Origin of the sequence: Clostridium thailandense (genome assembly GCF_019207025.1) — a bacterium.
GTDB lineage: Bacteria > Bacillota > Clostridia > Clostridiales > Clostridiaceae > Clostridium_AM > Clostridium_AM thailandense.
Window position 1 is genome coordinate 1 of the sequence record NZ_JAEEGC010000190.1, and the last position, 14858, is coordinate 14858.

Annotated in this window: 14 protein-coding genes; 9 read left to right on the forward strand and 5 right to left on the reverse strand. The window is 28.1% G+C overall.

Annotation, left to right across the window (positions count from 1 at the left end; all coding sequences use genetic code 11):
* Positions 1-195: 195 nt before the first annotated feature.
* Both I6U48_RS27275 and I6U48_RS27280 read right to left on the reverse strand, forming a co-directional pair.
* Positions 196-921: a hypothetical protein gene (locus tag I6U48_RS27275; protein WP_218323663.1), complete on the reverse strand. Its 726-nt coding sequence runs from the start codon at positions 919-921 to the stop codon at positions 196-198.
* Between the two features lie 26 nt (positions 922-947).
* Positions 948-1745 (reverse strand): hypothetical protein, encoded by a 798-nt coding sequence (locus tag I6U48_RS27280; RefSeq protein WP_218323664.1) that lies wholly within the window; start codon positions 1743-1745, stop codon positions 948-950.
* A 596-nt stretch (positions 1746-2341) separates the two neighbouring features.
* Here I6U48_RS27280 and I6U48_RS27285 point away from each other — a divergent pair.
* Together I6U48_RS27285 and I6U48_RS27290 are read left to right on the forward strand one after the other, a co-directional pair.
* Positions 2342-2539, forward strand: a complete 198-nt coding sequence (locus tag I6U48_RS27285) for a hypothetical protein (RefSeq protein WP_218323665.1) — start codon at positions 2342-2344, stop codon at positions 2537-2539.
* A 187-nt stretch (positions 2540-2726) separates the two neighbouring features.
* Positions 2727-4025, forward strand: coding sequence for a lactate racemase domain-containing protein (locus I6U48_RS27290; RefSeq protein WP_218323666.1), 1299 nt, complete (start codon positions 2727-2729; stop codon positions 4023-4025).
* A gap of 118 nt (positions 4026-4143) precedes the next feature.
* On the opposite strand, the gene I6U48_RS27295 is transcribed toward I6U48_RS27290, so the two are convergent.
* The 3 genes from I6U48_RS27295 to I6U48_RS27305 form a co-directional block, all read right to left on the reverse strand.
* Positions 4144-5589 carry an MDR family MFS transporter gene (locus I6U48_RS27295; RefSeq protein WP_218323667.1) on the reverse strand — a complete coding sequence of 482 codons (1446 nt, stop codon included), beginning with the start codon at positions 5587-5589 and terminating at the stop codon, positions 4144-4146.
* 308 nt (positions 5590-5897) lie between these two features.
* Positions 5898-6335 (reverse strand): MarR family winged helix-turn-helix transcriptional regulator, encoded by a 438-nt coding sequence (locus tag I6U48_RS27300; protein WP_218323668.1) that lies wholly within the window; start codon positions 6333-6335, stop codon positions 5898-5900.
* A 124-nt stretch (positions 6336-6459) separates the two neighbouring features.
* Positions 6460-7542, reverse strand: coding sequence for a UvrB/UvrC motif-containing protein (locus I6U48_RS27305; protein ID WP_218323669.1), 1083 nt, complete (start codon positions 7540-7542; stop codon positions 6460-6462).
* A 150-nt stretch (positions 7543-7692) separates the two neighbouring features.
* On the opposite strand from I6U48_RS27305, the gene I6U48_RS27310 reads away from it, so the two are divergent.
* The 7 genes from I6U48_RS27310 to I6U48_RS27340 all read left to right on the forward strand — a co-directional run bounded on the left by I6U48_RS27310 (position 7693) and on the right by I6U48_RS27340 (position 14700).
* The gene (locus tag I6U48_RS27310) at positions 7693-9756 is read left to right on the forward strand and encodes a helix-turn-helix domain-containing protein (RefSeq protein ID WP_218323670.1); all 2064 of its coding nucleotides are present in this window, start codon (positions 7693-7695) and stop codon (positions 9754-9756) included.
* 197 nt (positions 9757-9953) lie between these two features.
* Positions 9954-11354, forward strand: a complete 1401-nt coding sequence (locus I6U48_RS27315) for an MATE family efflux transporter (RefSeq protein ID WP_218323671.1) — start codon at positions 9954-9956, stop codon at positions 11352-11354.
* 244 nt (positions 11355-11598) lie between these two features.
* Positions 11599-12555, forward strand: coding sequence for a polysaccharide deacetylase family protein (locus I6U48_RS27320; RefSeq protein WP_218323672.1), 957 nt, complete (start codon positions 11599-11601; stop codon positions 12553-12555).
* Positions 12556-12814: 259 nt separating this feature from the next.
* The gene (locus I6U48_RS27325) at positions 12815-13333 is read left to right on the forward strand and encodes a nitroreductase family protein (protein ID WP_218323673.1); all 519 of its coding nucleotides are present in this window, start codon (positions 12815-12817) and stop codon (positions 13331-13333) included.
* A 48-nt stretch (positions 13334-13381) separates the two neighbouring features.
* Positions 13382-13789, forward strand: coding sequence for a hypothetical protein (locus I6U48_RS27330; protein ID WP_218323674.1), 408 nt, complete (start codon positions 13382-13384; stop codon positions 13787-13789).
* Positions 13790-13908: 119 nt separating this feature from the next.
* Positions 13909-14055: a hypothetical protein gene (locus tag I6U48_RS27335; RefSeq protein ID WP_218323675.1), complete on the forward strand. Its 147-nt coding sequence runs from the start codon at positions 13909-13911 to the stop codon at positions 14053-14055.
* 99 nt (positions 14056-14154) lie between these two features.
* Positions 14155-14700, forward strand: a complete 546-nt coding sequence (locus tag I6U48_RS27340; protein WP_218323676.1) for a ParB N-terminal domain-containing protein — start codon at positions 14155-14157, stop codon at positions 14698-14700.
* Positions 14701-14858: the final 158 nt, after the last annotated feature.

Genomic DNA, 14858 nt, shown 5'->3' on the forward strand with positions numbered 1-14858 from the left:
CTCAAACATATCAAAGGTCCTAAGATTTTCTAAAATACTTCGCTAAGATTGATTAAAAAGTTTTTATATGTGCTTTCAGCTTTGGAAACATATCCCTGCGTATAAGTTAAGTGTCGGCCGTGTTTATCTATAAGCAGTATACAATTCCACCATGTTTTGTGATAAAATCTGATTCTTTATATTATTACTAAAAACCTAAGGTGTTGCTATGTTATAAGGAATATATTCAAAAGACTTTATAGTATCAGATTCAACTGAATTTCCATAACTATCTTTAATACCAGAGTGAATAGAAATTATATTTGAACCTACATCAATATATCTTTTAAGATTTTTTAGTTCAACTGTAGTGCTATCACTACTTATATCAAAATCGCTTGTTTTAAACCCAAGATTTGATATTTTATCTCCATTTAATTCCCAATTTGAAGTAACGAAGGCAGTTTCTTTGTCTATAGCCTTATCAAACTTAACATAAATATTCCCATCGTCTCTATATTGAACTCCTAAAACCCTGGGTTTGCTATTTAATGTAGTAGTTATAGGTTCAGTAGTAAAATCTAAATGGTACTTTCTACCATTCTTTAAAAATATTTTTAGAGTATACTTAGAATCTGCTTGATAAAAAATAATAGGGGTTATAGAAAGGGAAGTACTGCTTATTTTGTTTACTTTTATAGGTATAAAAGTTGAGTTGTTTAGAATGTTTATACCGTCAATTTGATTCCAAGTAATTTGTCCAGTAAATGTAATTGTCCAAGATTTATTTATACTTACATTACTTTGAGCTGGTAGTTGGGTTGATATAGCAGAGCTTGCCTCGGCCACACTTGCAGCATAGGCTGTTTTATTGAAGGTTGATAGCAAATATAAAAGTAAGAACAATAGAAATATATGAATTTTAATTTTACTTAATCTCATTTTCATCCTCCTAAAATAGTATAAGTTTATTTTTTGGCATCAGTGGCACCTACTCCAAAAGAATATTTATACATAACTACACCGCGAGTGGATGGGATATTCTCTATTGTAATATTATATTGATTTTGTATGAGATTCCAAGAAGTTGAATCAACATCTTTAGTCAATATTCCATTATCTTTAGCATCTCCAGCGGTCTTATAAAGTACTATATCATAAGTATTGGTATCAGTATTTGATTTGGCATTTACAGGGATTATAGCCTTTATATGATTACTTATATTATTATAATCCTTGTCTTTTAGTTGATAATTTGCTGAATTTTCTGCAAATGTATGTTTCATATTTTGGTTAAATTTAATACGTATGGTTTCATCGTCAATAATATTTACATCAGAAACCTGAGGAAGTGGAGTGTATTCTAGCAGAATATTATCATATGTTAATATTTCAGTAGTAAAATCCAAAATATATTCTTCATTATCATTTAGAAATATCTTTGCGGTATAAGTACTATTTTCTTCATAAGGTTCTATAGGACGTATAGATAATGTCTTGTTATTTAAGGTACTTACAATAATTGGTATATTTTGGGAATTTCTTTCAACAACTAAACCATCTAGCTTATCTATTTTAATTGATTCAGGCAAAGTAATTGACCATGGATTTTTTACACTTATATTGCTTTCTTCTGGAAGTTTAAGTGCGGCATTATAAATGTTTGAGTTAACTTCAGAAGCTTGTACATTGGGGGAAATAGGGAAATACGAATATAAAAAGAAAAAACAAAAAAATAAACAACTCTTACCTTTAATTGAATTCATTACATACCTCCTAAATTTTCATTACATACTTATTATTTTTATATCTATAATTATCAATTGGAATAGAAATTTTTATAAGTAAATGTATATATAATACTATAAAGGAAATTATATACCTTTAATTGAGTATTATCAACATGCATATTAAAACCATCATAATTTGGTTTAAAGCAAGTATTATTTATGAAATTAGGAGAATATTATCTAAGCAAGATAAAACATCAATATATAAGGAAGCCATAAGATAGATAATTTAGGTATGAGGATTAAACTGCTTGATTAAATGTTTGATGTGGTTTACAAAATTATTATATAACGTTAAAAGTGCCTAAATGCCATAGAAATTTAAGTAAACAAGTTTACTTTCAGTTTTTCTTGCCAATAAAATATAATCGAACCTATAAAATTTTTTTTGCTGCACAATAAACTTAGAAGAGGTAAAAAGTTATGTTTGCAAGGTTTAACGATTTTAAAGGAAAAAGCTGAAGATGGTAGTCTTTTTAGAGTTCTTACTAGACGACCTCAGATTTTAATATTTCTCATTATATATATTATATAGTATTGCATATACACAACATAGATTTTATCTGCCTCTAATGTTAGACAAAATCTATGAGGGAAATGGTGCGGAAACGTTTGGTTTACTTATGAGTGTAAATGCTTTTACAGTGATATTTTTGACTGTAAGTATCATAAGTTTTACACGAAAGCTACATACTTTGATTAATATGGTAGCGGCAGGAATACTATATGCCATTGGTTTTGGAATGATTGGAATCATAAGAATTACTTAATATAAGATATGTAAAGATATTTTTTTAAAATTATATAGTAATAGCACTTCTTTTTGTTTATTCTTTAAATATGGACTTTTAGATGATTTTATGTACATTGATAAGGCAAATCAATTATGATATAATTTAGATTAATTTATAAAAATTTACAAATTAAGCATTACTATTCAAAATTGGGGGGCTAAATATGAGAAGTATTGACATGAATTATGGAAGGACTAAAGTTAACATTTCTGTTGAAGAAGAAAACCTAATCGGGGTAATAGAAGGAAATGAATTTAAGGTATCTAAATTAGAAGATGAAATTATTTTAGATGCATTACATAATCCAATAGGGAGTCCGAGACTTAAGGAACTTGTCCATGAAGGAGAAACTGTTTGCGTGGTAATACCAGATGTTACAAGAGCTTGGCAGAAAACTGACAAGTTTGTATATAAAATTGTAGAAGAATTAAATCTTGGTGGAGTAGAGGATAAAGATATAACTATAATTAGTGCACTTGGTTCTCATAGGAAGCAAACAAAGGAGGAACATGAAAAACTTATAGGTGAGGAGCTTTCAAAAAGATTTGAGGTTATTGACCATGACTGTTTGGATAAAGAAAATCTAACTTATCTTGGAGAGACTACATATGGAACACCAATAATTGTAAACAAGAGAGTAGTAGAATGTGATCATTTAGTACTTGCAGGAGGTATTGTATATCACTTTTTAGCAGGGTATGGTGGAGGAAGAAAAACTGTTCTTCCAGGAATATCCTCCTATGAAACCATAATGAAAAATCATTCACTTTCACTTAGTAAAGAACTTGGACAAGGCAAGAATACAGATGCAAAGTGTGGAAAACTAAAAGGAAATCCTGTGCATGAAGATATGATGCAGGCTGCTGCTTTTTTAAGGCCTACTTTTATATTTAATGTTATAGCTGGACACAATGGAAGTATAGCTGCTGCAGTTAGTGGTAATTATGTAGAGGCTTTTTTAGAAGGATGTAATATAGTTGATCAGATGGATGGAGTAACTATAAATGAAAAAGCAGATTTGGTTATTTCTTCTGCAGGAGGTTATCCAAAGGATATAAACTTCTATCAAACTAGTAAAACTATTATTAATGCCATAGAAGCAGTAAAAGAAGGAGGAACATTAATTATCCTAAGCCAGTGCTGCGAAGGACTTGGTGGTAATCAAGATGTTCAGGATATATTACTTAATTTTGAAGGTTTACTAGATAGAGAAAAGGAATTAAGAAGAGAATATAGTATTTCAAAAGATATAGGATATATTTTCTGTGAAATAGCTAAAAAGGTTGATGTTATATTAGTATCAGATTTAAACCCAGAGTTTCTTAAAAAGACTGATATTACTGTAGTAAAAACAGTAGAAGAGGCTTTAGAAATGACCTATAATAAGAGAGGAAAAAATCTAAAAACTTATGTTATGCCAGTAGCAGCAGCTACTTTCCCAAGAATTGCCGATGTCAAATAAGTAATAAAGCATACCATAAAGATGTTTTAGAAAGATAAAATTAGATAATTTAATTATGTTATAAAAAGGGGTTTGTCATAATGCACGTAATGTATTATGATAAACCCCTTTGGCGGTTTTATTTTTTGCTATGGCTTAAATTGTTGCGTTTTAAAAATAGTGCTAAAACTACAGCTACAAGAAGAACCATAACTTCAATTGATAAAGTGTGATGTACACCAAAAACTAAGGATAAAGCCTGTTGTTTAGAATCGTTAGGATTACTTACAGACATTAAGTATTTTTTTTGACTTGCAGACATAATAGCTACAAATAAGGAGGTTCCAAAAGCTCCTGCTATTTGTTGCAATGTATTTGATATGGCAGTACCATGAGGATAATGTTCAGGTAATAATTGATTTAAGCTGTTTGTTTGAGAAGGAGTATTTATCATTCCTACAGCAACTAATGAAAGACAGTGTAAAGTAATAATTAATGGGATAGTCATATTAAGTGATATTACATGAGAAAATATAAAAAATACGACTGTAGAAATTATAAATCCGGGGAGAATTAATACTTTAGGCCCAAATTTATCATAAAAATGTCCAGAAATTGGTGATATAATCCCATTAATAAACCCACCAGGAAGCATAATCAAGCCTGCTGTGAAAGCTGATAATCCTAAAGCTCCTTCAAGATACATAGGTAAAATAAGCATTATGGAAAAATTAACCATGTGCATAATTATAATGTGTATCATTCCGATAGTGAACATGGGATATTTAAAAGGATGCATATCTAACATAGGTTCTTTAATAGTTGCTTGGCGGAATACGAATATAGCAAGTGCAATGCAGCCTATAATTACAGGAGCAGCCATTTTAACTGTAGAGGACTCTCCGATATTATTAACACCATATATAAATCCACCAAAACCAACAGTAGATAGCAGTATAGATATAATATCTATGTTTGGTTTTGTCAATTTTGTTACATTTTCTATATATATATATCCGATAATGAGTGCAATTATAGAGAAAGGAATTATGCTTAAAAATAACCATCTCCAACTGTAAGATTGTACAATCAAACCGGATAGTGTAGGACCAATAGCTGGTGCACAAAACATTACCAGATTGAATATGCCTAACGCTTTTCCACGTTTTTCTATTGGATTAATAATTATTAAAGTATTTACTATAGTAGGTATAAGAAGACCAGTACCTACAGCTTGAATTAATCTCCCTATTAATAAAATAGAAAAAGCAGGAGAAAAACCACATATAATTGTTCCAAGTACAAATATAGTTACAGAAGATAAAAATAATTGCCTTGTTGTGAAAGTACCAGTAAGAAATGCAGAAATAGGAATAGATATACCCATAATAAGCATATAGCCTGTACTTAACCATTGTACGGTGTTTGCAGTTATACTAAATTGGCTCATTAAATTTTTTAAGGCCATATTTAATACTGTTTCGCTTAGCATACAAAAAAAGCCAGCAGCTATTAGTGCTATGCTAATTGGTATTACTTTAAAATTTCTTTCTTCATAAATTTCTTTTTTTAAAATTTGTTCCATCTTTTTAACCTCCACTTAAAACATTTGAATTACTTTTTGTTTGTTATATGATATAACAATTATTAACATACAAATAGTTGTCATACTAATAATATACTTACTATCTATAATTGTCAAGAAAAGTGAATTAAATGATTTTATAATTACATTAGCGGAAATAATGAATATAATTAAAAATGCTACCAATATCCTGAAATATTGGTAGCATTTAATGCTTCGAAGAACTAAAAATGTCCTTCAATTAAATTATATTTTTATTGTTTTGATATTACAGTAATGAAATGATATGTCCCGATTTAGGTATAATATTAGAGTTCTAAATTACTAATATTTTTATTTATTTGATCAAGAACATCTAAATAAATATTCAAGTCTTTTTCTGAAATACCATTTAAAATTTTTTTGAATATATCTTCTATATAAGGTATGAGTTTTTCTGTTAAAGCTAATCCTTTTTCGGTTATATTAATACAAAAAGAACGTCTATCCTCTTTGCTAACGTGTCTTTCAACTAAGGCTTTTCTCTCTAGTATATCAAGCATTCTTGTTAAAGTAGGTTGATCTTTATTTGTCATTTGAGAGAGAATCTTTTGATTTATATTATTATGTTTAGATAATTTAAGTAATACCTGCCATTGTTCGGCAGTTATATCAAAGGCTCCTAGCTGTGAAGTTAGGTAATAAACCATTTTTTTGTTAACTAAATTTGTAAAGTTACCAACATTTTGATCATAAGATACAAGCATATAATCCCCTCCAAGTACTTGTTGTAACGAATATTAGTATAGCAATTAATGTATACATTTTCAAGTATGTTATTACTCAATATTATACAATCAGAGTTATAGCATGAAAATTACTGTCAATATACTATATTGACAGTAATTTGTTAAGTTCTTTATCTAAGTCTATATCATTTACGTCATTAAGCAATTTTTCTGAAACAATAATATATTTACAGTTGTTATATTTACTTTTTAAGTAAGTATAAATTATCTGAGATTCATCAATTTCATATTTTCCAATTCTTATTGAATTTTCTAGAGAGTCATTGTTAAAGTAAGATAAAATATTAGTTTTTAAGATAAATTTAAGTTGTTGAAAACCAAGGTGTTTTATATTAAAAGTCTTATTAAAAAGTATCTTATTTCTGTTAATAAGAAAAAATTTAAGATTATCTTTATTCAAATATTCAAGTAAGGCAATATTTCTATTCTCTTTAATAAATTCTACAATCTCATTTTTATCTACAATATAGTTTAATGCACTTATATAGTCTCTGTATTTAGCGGCATTTTCAAAGTTTAGATTTTCTGCCAAGGTATTCATCTTATTTTCCATTTCAAAAATAATTCCTTTATCAGAGCAATTGAGTAATTTTATTATCTTTTTTAATATTACTAAGTATTGCTCTTTTGAAGCTTCATTTAAGCAAGGACCAATACATAATCCTAGAGAATAATTTAAGCAAGATACAGATTTTTGTAAGTTGTTAATACACATTAGCTTGTAATGTTCTTTTATACCTTGAAGAGCCCTTTCTATTATATTTTTGCTGGTATAAGGTCCAAAATGTAGAGAATCATCATCTTTATTAAATTCATTGGAAATATCAATACTAGGGTACTTTTTACTAGTGTCTATTCTTATATAAGAATAAGATTTAGGATTTTTCATTTGTCTATTATACATTGGCTTCAATTCTTTTATCAATTTACACTCAAGCATAAAAGCTTCGAATTCTGTATCAGTGAGTATATATTCAAAGTCTTTTAGGTTTTTAACCATTTTTACAACCTTTGGAGAATGTGACTTTGAATTGTGAAAGTAAGACCCAACTCTGTTTTTTAAATTTTTTGATTTACCAACATAGATTATGATATTAAGAGAATCTTTCATTAGGTATACGCCTGGTGAAGAAGGAAGTTCTTTTATTTTTTCTTTTAAGTTCAAAATATCTCCTCCAAAATATATACGAGTTAACTAGATTTTATCATGGCAGGGATTAGAGATGCAATGGATATTATAGTTTACTTGATTTAGTACGAATGGTAATATTTAATATATAAAATAGTTATGTATAAAGAAAGGAAAATTGTATATATGAGAAGAGAATATATAGAGCATGCTTCAGAGAAACCTGTTATAATTTCTCTAGCAAATATAAACAAGTATCCAATACATTGGCACAATTCAATTGAAATACTATACGTTCTTAAAGGTAAGCTTGATGTTATTATAGGTTCTGACAAATATGAACTTATAGAAAAAGATATTGAGATAATAAATTTAGATGAAGCTCACATGATTTTAAGTGATGATAAAGATAACAGGGTTTTAATATTTCATATAGATCCTTTTTTCTTCGAAAAGTACTATAGTGACATCAACAATATGTTCTTTTTTACTAATACTACAGATGAAAAGGCTCAAGAAAGCGATCAGTATGATGAACTTAGAGTGTTCTTATGCAAAATTGTATGTGAAGAGGTTCAAAAGCAGGATAATTACGATGAGGAGATAGAGAGTATTTTAATAGACCTTCTTTATCATCTTATAAATAATTTTCATTATCTAATGTATGAAAAAGAAAATATAAAAGAAAATGAAGAGCAGTTTGAGAGATATCATAGAATTATAAAATATATATTTAATAATTATGACAATAACATAACACTTCAAGAAATAGCAGAAAAAGAATTTTTAAGCACCCATTATCTATCCCACGAAATTAAAGATGCTACTGGGCAAAGCTTTACAGATTTAATTAACTTGACTAGGGTGGAAGAAGCCGCAAAGCTGCTTTTGGACACAGACAAAACTATATCTGAAATTACAGAAGATATTGGCTTTTCACATACTAGGTATTTTAATAAACATTTTAAAATTCATTACAAATATACTCCTTTGCAGTATAGAAAAAAGTTTAAAGTTGATGCCGAAAACTTTAATAGACAAAAAGTTATTAAATTTTATGATCTAAAAGAAAGCTTTGATTATATAACTTATTATTTAGAGGACTATGACAGGTTTAATTATGAAGATAAAGTAACAAAAATAAATATAAATATGGGAAATGACATTGGAGAATTTAAAAAAATATTTAAGAAGATAGTAAATGTTGGAGATGCCTTTGATCTATTACTTGAAGATAACAAAGATATACTTGAACTTATTCAAGAAGAAATAGGTTTTGAGTATGCTAGGCTTTTAAATGTTTTTAGTCAAGATATGTGCGTGTTTCCAAGCTCTAAATTTTATAATTGGAATAGAACTAGAGATGTATTTGAATTTTTGGAGACTATTAATCTAAAGCCACTTATAGTTTTAGATGATAAAGGCTTTGATTTTGAAGATTTCTTAGAAGCAATAAAATCTTTCTTAGATTATTTTGGGGAGTTAGATAACTTAGACTTGAGCTATTTTAAGTTCCAATTTAGTTCAACTATTAAAGAAGATGTTATAAACAAGGTAACAGAAATTTTAAACATATATAAATTGGAGATAACTAAAGAGTATTTTTATGCTGAAGATAATGTAGATCTTATTTATGATACAGCATATATGTTACCCTATATTATTAATAATGTAGTTAACGAGACAGGTTTTCAAGATTTTTTAAGAGCATTTGATGTACTAGACAAACAAGTTAATCTAACTAATGAGGTATTTTTTGGATATCCTGGACTTATAAATGATAAAGGTATAAAGAAACCTTCATATTATGCTTATTATTTGTTAAATAAACTTGGGGACATATTGGTAGCCAAAGATAAGGGATATATCGTTACAAAATCCTATAAAGAATATCAAATTCTACTTTATAGTTATCATGATGGTATAGATAAATTAATTCCCTTTAAAAGTTTTTCAAAGCTTAGAGGAATTAAAAATGCAGCTGTAAAAAAACTTTCATTAAATATAGTTAATATACCTTCAGCAATAAGGATAACAAATTATGAAATAAGTGAGAAAGTGGGATCTTCTTATAATTACTGGGTTGATATGGGAAAGCCTAAAAGGTTAAATAAAGAAGAAAAAGAAATTCTTCATAAAGCTTCTTTTCCCAATATATATTTTAAGAATTTTAGAAAGAGTGCTATATTTAACCTCCAGGCAAAGCTTAAAGGTTATGGTGCTTTATTAATTTTAATAAAAGAGGCCTAAAGATACCTTAAAAGAGGTGTTTTTAGGTTTTTTTCTGTTTAAGTTATTTTCATGACATGGCACAATTGTACTTTTTTATCAGTACTTAAGTGAATGTAAAATTTCACCATAAGCACTAAAATATAATTAAAGACATAGTAAACTAATTATATTTTAGTAGTTTTTAATTTAGTTTGCTAGAATTTGGGGTGAAATTTATGGGAATCGATAATAATATTTTTGCAAAGGAGAAAATAAATAAATTACTTTTGAAATTTGCTGTACCAGCTATGTTTGCATTATTGGTATCTGAACTTTATAATATGGTTGATACAGTATATGTAGGTCGTTATATAGGGGCTAATGCTATTGCAGCTCTTACTATAGCATTTCCAATACAGAGGTTGTTAGTAGCAATCGGCCTTTTAATTTCAGTAGGCGCTTCTACTTATGTTGCTAGAAGTCTTGGAGAAAAAAATATCTCGGAATTAAAAAAAGTAATATTAACTTCACTAAGTTTAGCTTTGATAATACTAATAATAGTTTCAATAGCTATTTTTATTTTTAGAATACCTATTCTCCATGGACTAGGTGCTAGTGAGTTAACATATCCCTTAGCCAAAAAATATGTATCGATAATACTTATTGGTGGTATTTTTCAATGTTTATCAGTTGTAGCTTGCAATATAATGATTTCTCTTGGAAAAACCAGAGTTTCATTACATGCTAACTTAATAGGTGCAACTTTAAATATAATAATTAATTACATTTTAATAGTTGTAATGAAATTAGAAATAGAGGGAGCTGCTATAGCTACAGTGATATCTCAAATATTTGCATTTGTTTTTGCTTTTTACAAATTCAATGATGTTAGAAAAGTCTTCCAGTTACAGTTTTCAATTTATTCTATTTCTAGTTCAATAAATAAGAAAGTTTTAAGCGGAATATTGACTGTAGGATTTTCAACCTTTGTAATAGAAATTTCTGATGCTGTAGTTTCTGTAGTATTAAATAATATTCTATATGCTGAAGGAGGAGATTCGGCAATTGTCATGATTGGAATAATAACAAAAGTTTCAATGTTCATGTTTATAACAATAATAGGAATGAGCTCAGCAGCACAGCCTATAATTGCTTATAACTTTGGTGCTGAAAATTATGAAAGAATGAAGAAGACAGTAACAACTTCAATTAAAGTTGTAATTATAACCTCTTTTACCATTTGGTTGATTTTTATGTTTTTTTCAAATACCATCATAGGCTTTTTCTTAAAGGATACGGTTTTGCTTATTCATACCGTTAAAGCCTTCAGGTTATGTATTTCATTACTTCCTTTAGTTGGTGTTTATTATGTAGGAATTTACTATTATCAAGCAATTGGTGAGGCTAAAAAAAGTTTCTTGTTTTCAATATATAGAGAAACTATATTATTCATACCTTTAGCTATATTATTTGTTCAGATATTTGGTATAAAAGGGGCGTGGGCGGCATATCCAATAACTGATGCCATAGCTACTTTAACTTCTGCTTACTTCTTAAGGAAAGCTTTAAAAGAAGATTTCAGCAAAGACAAAAGTTTATCAAATTTACCAGAGCTATCTAATGTGAAGCATTTTTAATATATGTAAATTGATTATTTATGATATAAAATAATTTTCCAATAAACTGTATTAGTTGAATTTAATACAGTTTATTGCATTTATAGAATATTTATTTAAAAAATTTATATTTTGTTTATACTTAGTTTATAAAAAATAGAGATACTTTCTATAAAATAGAAATATAAAAGTCTGAGATTCTTTGATTTATAGATTAAAGTTTTTATGATGAGTATCTTTTTATAGAGGGAAGGAAGATAAAGTAATGATAAGGAAAAACGGAAGAAAAGATAAGAATATGAAAATAATAAGGAAGAGTTCAATTTTTGCATCTTTAATTGTAATTTCAGTCTTGTCATATAAGGGGTATGAATGTTATCAAAATAAAATAGTACAAGCTAATAGAGGAATAGCTTCCACAAAAATTGTAACAAAAAATAATATTAAAGAAGAAATAGTTAATAATGAGAAAAAAAAGAATATAAAAGAAGACAATTTAAAAGATATTTTATCTAATGTAAATAGTGAAGGACGGAAATACACTTATGATGTTAAAGAAGTTAAAAATATACTGGACAACAAACAAAAAAGTGATGGCAAAAAAATTGCTTTTCTCACTTTTGATGATGGTCCCTCTATAACTGTAACACCTAAAATATTAGACATATTAAAAAATTACAATATAAAAGCTACCTTTTGTTTAGTTGGAAAAAATATTGATACTAATGAAAGAAGCAGAAACTTAGTAAATAGGACCTTTAAAGAAGGACATGCATTAGCAAATCATACCTATTCTCATAATTTAAAAAATTTGTATCCTAAAAACAAGATTAATGTAGAGTATTTTATGGAAGAGATTGAAGAAAACAATGCTGCAATTAGAAATATAGTTGGACAAGATTTTAATACGAGAGTATTAAGAATGCCAGGAGGCTATATGTCAAGAGAATACTATAAAGACCCTAATTTGTCAGAACTTAATGCTAGATTAAAAGAAAAGGACATGTATAGCATAGATTGGAATGCTTATGATTTCGATTCAGAGGGTAATAAAAAAAATGCAGCTGAGTTATTAAATGAAGTTAAGAAAAGTGTGGGTTCAAAAGAAAAAGTAATAATATTAATGCACGATACATATGGTAAGGAAGAAACAGCTAAAGCATTACCTAAAATAATAGAGTATTTAAAGGGACAAGGGTATGAATTTAGAACTATGTCCTAACAAGTGGAATAAATAAGTTAAAAATTTAAAGAAAATTATCATTGCCTTTTAATGGTATAAATATTGTTACTAAGTAATGTTTTGTATACTATGTATTATTAACGTGCGTACTTTCATATATATTTTTATATGTATATAATTATAGAAGGATGTATAAATAATATTCATATTTTAGCAAAAACTACATTGAGTTTATAAAATAGTTCCTTAAAATTGTATATAGTTATATTGTAATACTGATTAAGAAGGGATGATAGAAATGGATTTTTTAGAATTGGCAAAGAAACGTTATTCAGTGCGCAAATACGAACAAAAAAAAGTAGAAGAAGATAAATTACTTAAAATACTTGAGGCGGGTAGAGTTGCACCTACTGGTGCTAATACTCAACCACAAAGAATTATAGTAGTTCAAAAAGAAGAAGGCTTAGAAAAGCTTAAAAAGGGAGCTAATGTATACGGAGCACCCCTAGCCCTTGTAATATGCGCAGATCATAATGTTGCATGGAAAAGGCCTTTTGATGGTAAGGTAATAACTGATATAGATGCAAGCATTGTTACAGATCATATGATGCTTGAGGCAACAGATTTAGGTCTTGGAACAGTATGGATATGTTACTTTGACCCTAATGTTATAAAAAAAGAGTTCAATTTGCCAGAGAATGTTGAGCCAGTAAACATATTGGCTGTTGGATATGTAAAAGATGAATCAGTATCATCTGATAGACATGACAAAGCACGTAATCCACTAGAAAGTATTGTTTTTTATGAATCATATTAATTCCTATAATAAAGTTAGTAGGAAATGCTACTATAGGTGGTGTGATTTTTGAATAGTGATAAATACCTAGAATATATAAATGAATATACCAAGCAGATTGATTTCCCAAGATTAGAGGATGACAAATTTTATTTTGAAAAGATATATAGAGAAATAAGTATGGCGTTCGATAAAATGTACGGGAGTGGATTTAATGAAATGGATGAAGTCTATATTCCAGGAACTCTTTTAAGTGCTTCTGGCAAGAAGTATATATCAGTGCTTTTTATAAGTATAAGAGGAGGAGGAAGAAATTTAGGAGCTATGGTATTTCATCCAAGATATAAATTCATACATGAAGAGGATTTAGAAGATCTTATTACAAAGGACGAGTATAAAGAAGTGTTTCCATATAAATATAGGCTAGCAGTAAAAATATTGAATAGTGCACACTCTAATAAATATGAAACATATTAATATGATGTCATGACTTTATTTTACATTGTGGCATTAGATTTAAAGTGATATAATATAAATAGAAGTAAGAAAAACATGTAAATGAGTGTTTTAAAATAAACAGATTGGTGGTGAAGACTATGTTAACTTATAATGATAAAGTTTGTACACTTAAAGTATGTTCTAAAACATGTAAATGTACTAGAGATAAACATAGTACTGCTGAGATGGGTATTTGTAAAGTTTTTCAAAAAATAAACATGGGAATAGACTATAATTTAAGTTAATAACACCTAGGAAGTAAGAGTACTTCCTAGGTGTTTTGTTTTAGAATTTTAAGGATAATCTAAATAAATTATCCATAATTATCAAGGAGGGTTTAAACTATGAATCAAGGAGAGATCACTATTAAGGGTGTACCAGTTAAAGCAAACAGATTAGAAAGTGGAGATGTCAACTTACTATTTAAAGTTGATACCTACGATGAAAAAGAATCAATTTGCAGAGTAATTGTAGATAAACAATATTGGAAAAATGCATCAATAGGAATGACAGATGTAAACTATTTTGTAATTAGAGGCAAACTAAAAGCTTGTGTAAATAGTAAGGGCATTCCTTTTATATCAGTAGAAGCAGCATCAGTAAAGATATTTAATTTGCCAAAGAATGAGAATGGAGAGATAGATTTAAACTATGAAATACCAACGGGAACAGATGAGATTATAGATATTTCAAGAATAGTAAATGATAACGAAAATCTATCTATAAAAAGAGCAAAGGACAAAGCAATACATTATATAAAGAATAATAGCAAATTTAATAAACCAATTGTTTTGAAAAAGGAAAGTATGATAATGGTATCAGGACATGACCAATATGCAGCAGCGCAAGAACTTGGAATTAGCAGTGTACCAGTTATATATGTAGATTAGTATAGATAACCACGGCCGACACTTAACTTATGCTCCGGGATATATTTACATTCTTCCAGCACGATAAATACTTTTGACAAGTCTAAAGCCCATATTTTTAAAAAAGCTAAGAATCTTTGATAACTCGCTGTGCTCAAACAATCAAATCTTCTAAGCTT

Coding starts and splice junctions, on each gene's coding strand:
- I6U48_RS27310 (WP_218323670.1), top strand. CDS start 7,693: ATGAGAAGAGAATATATAGAGCATGCTTCAGAGAAACCTGTTATAATT.
- I6U48_RS27280 (WP_218323664.1), bottom strand. CDS start 1,745: ATGAATTCAATTAAAGGTAAGAGTTGTTTATTTTTTTGTTTTTTCTTT.
- I6U48_RS27275 (WP_218323663.1), bottom strand. CDS start 921: ATGAGATTAAGTAAAATTAAAATTCATATATTTCTATTGTTCTTACTT.
- I6U48_RS27300 (WP_218323668.1), bottom strand. CDS start 6,335: ATGCTTGTATCTTATGATCAAAATGTTGGTAACTTTACAAATTTAGTT.
- I6U48_RS27285 (WP_218323665.1), top strand. CDS start 2,342: ATGTTAGACAAAATCTATGAGGGAAATGGTGCGGAAACGTTTGGTTTA.
- I6U48_RS27290 (WP_218323666.1), top strand. CDS start 2,727: ATGAGAAGTATTGACATGAATTATGGAAGGACTAAAGTTAACATTTCT.
- I6U48_RS27340 (WP_218323676.1), top strand. CDS start 14,155: ATGAATCAAGGAGAGATCACTATTAAGGGTGTACCAGTTAAAGCAAAC.
- I6U48_RS27335 (WP_218323675.1), top strand. CDS start 13,909: ATGTTAACTTATAATGATAAAGTTTGTACACTTAAAGTATGTTCTAAA.
- I6U48_RS27315 (WP_218323671.1), top strand. CDS start 9,954: ATGGGAATCGATAATAATATTTTTGCAAAGGAGAAAATAAATAAATTA.
- I6U48_RS27295 (WP_218323667.1), bottom strand. CDS start 5,589: ATGGAACAAATTTTAAAAAAAGAAATTTATGAAGAAAGAAATTTTAAA.
- I6U48_RS27320 (WP_218323672.1), top strand. CDS start 11,599: ATGATAAGGAAAAACGGAAGAAAAGATAAGAATATGAAAATAATAAGG.
- I6U48_RS27325 (WP_218323673.1), top strand. CDS start 12,815: ATGGATTTTTTAGAATTGGCAAAGAAACGTTATTCAGTGCGCAAATAC.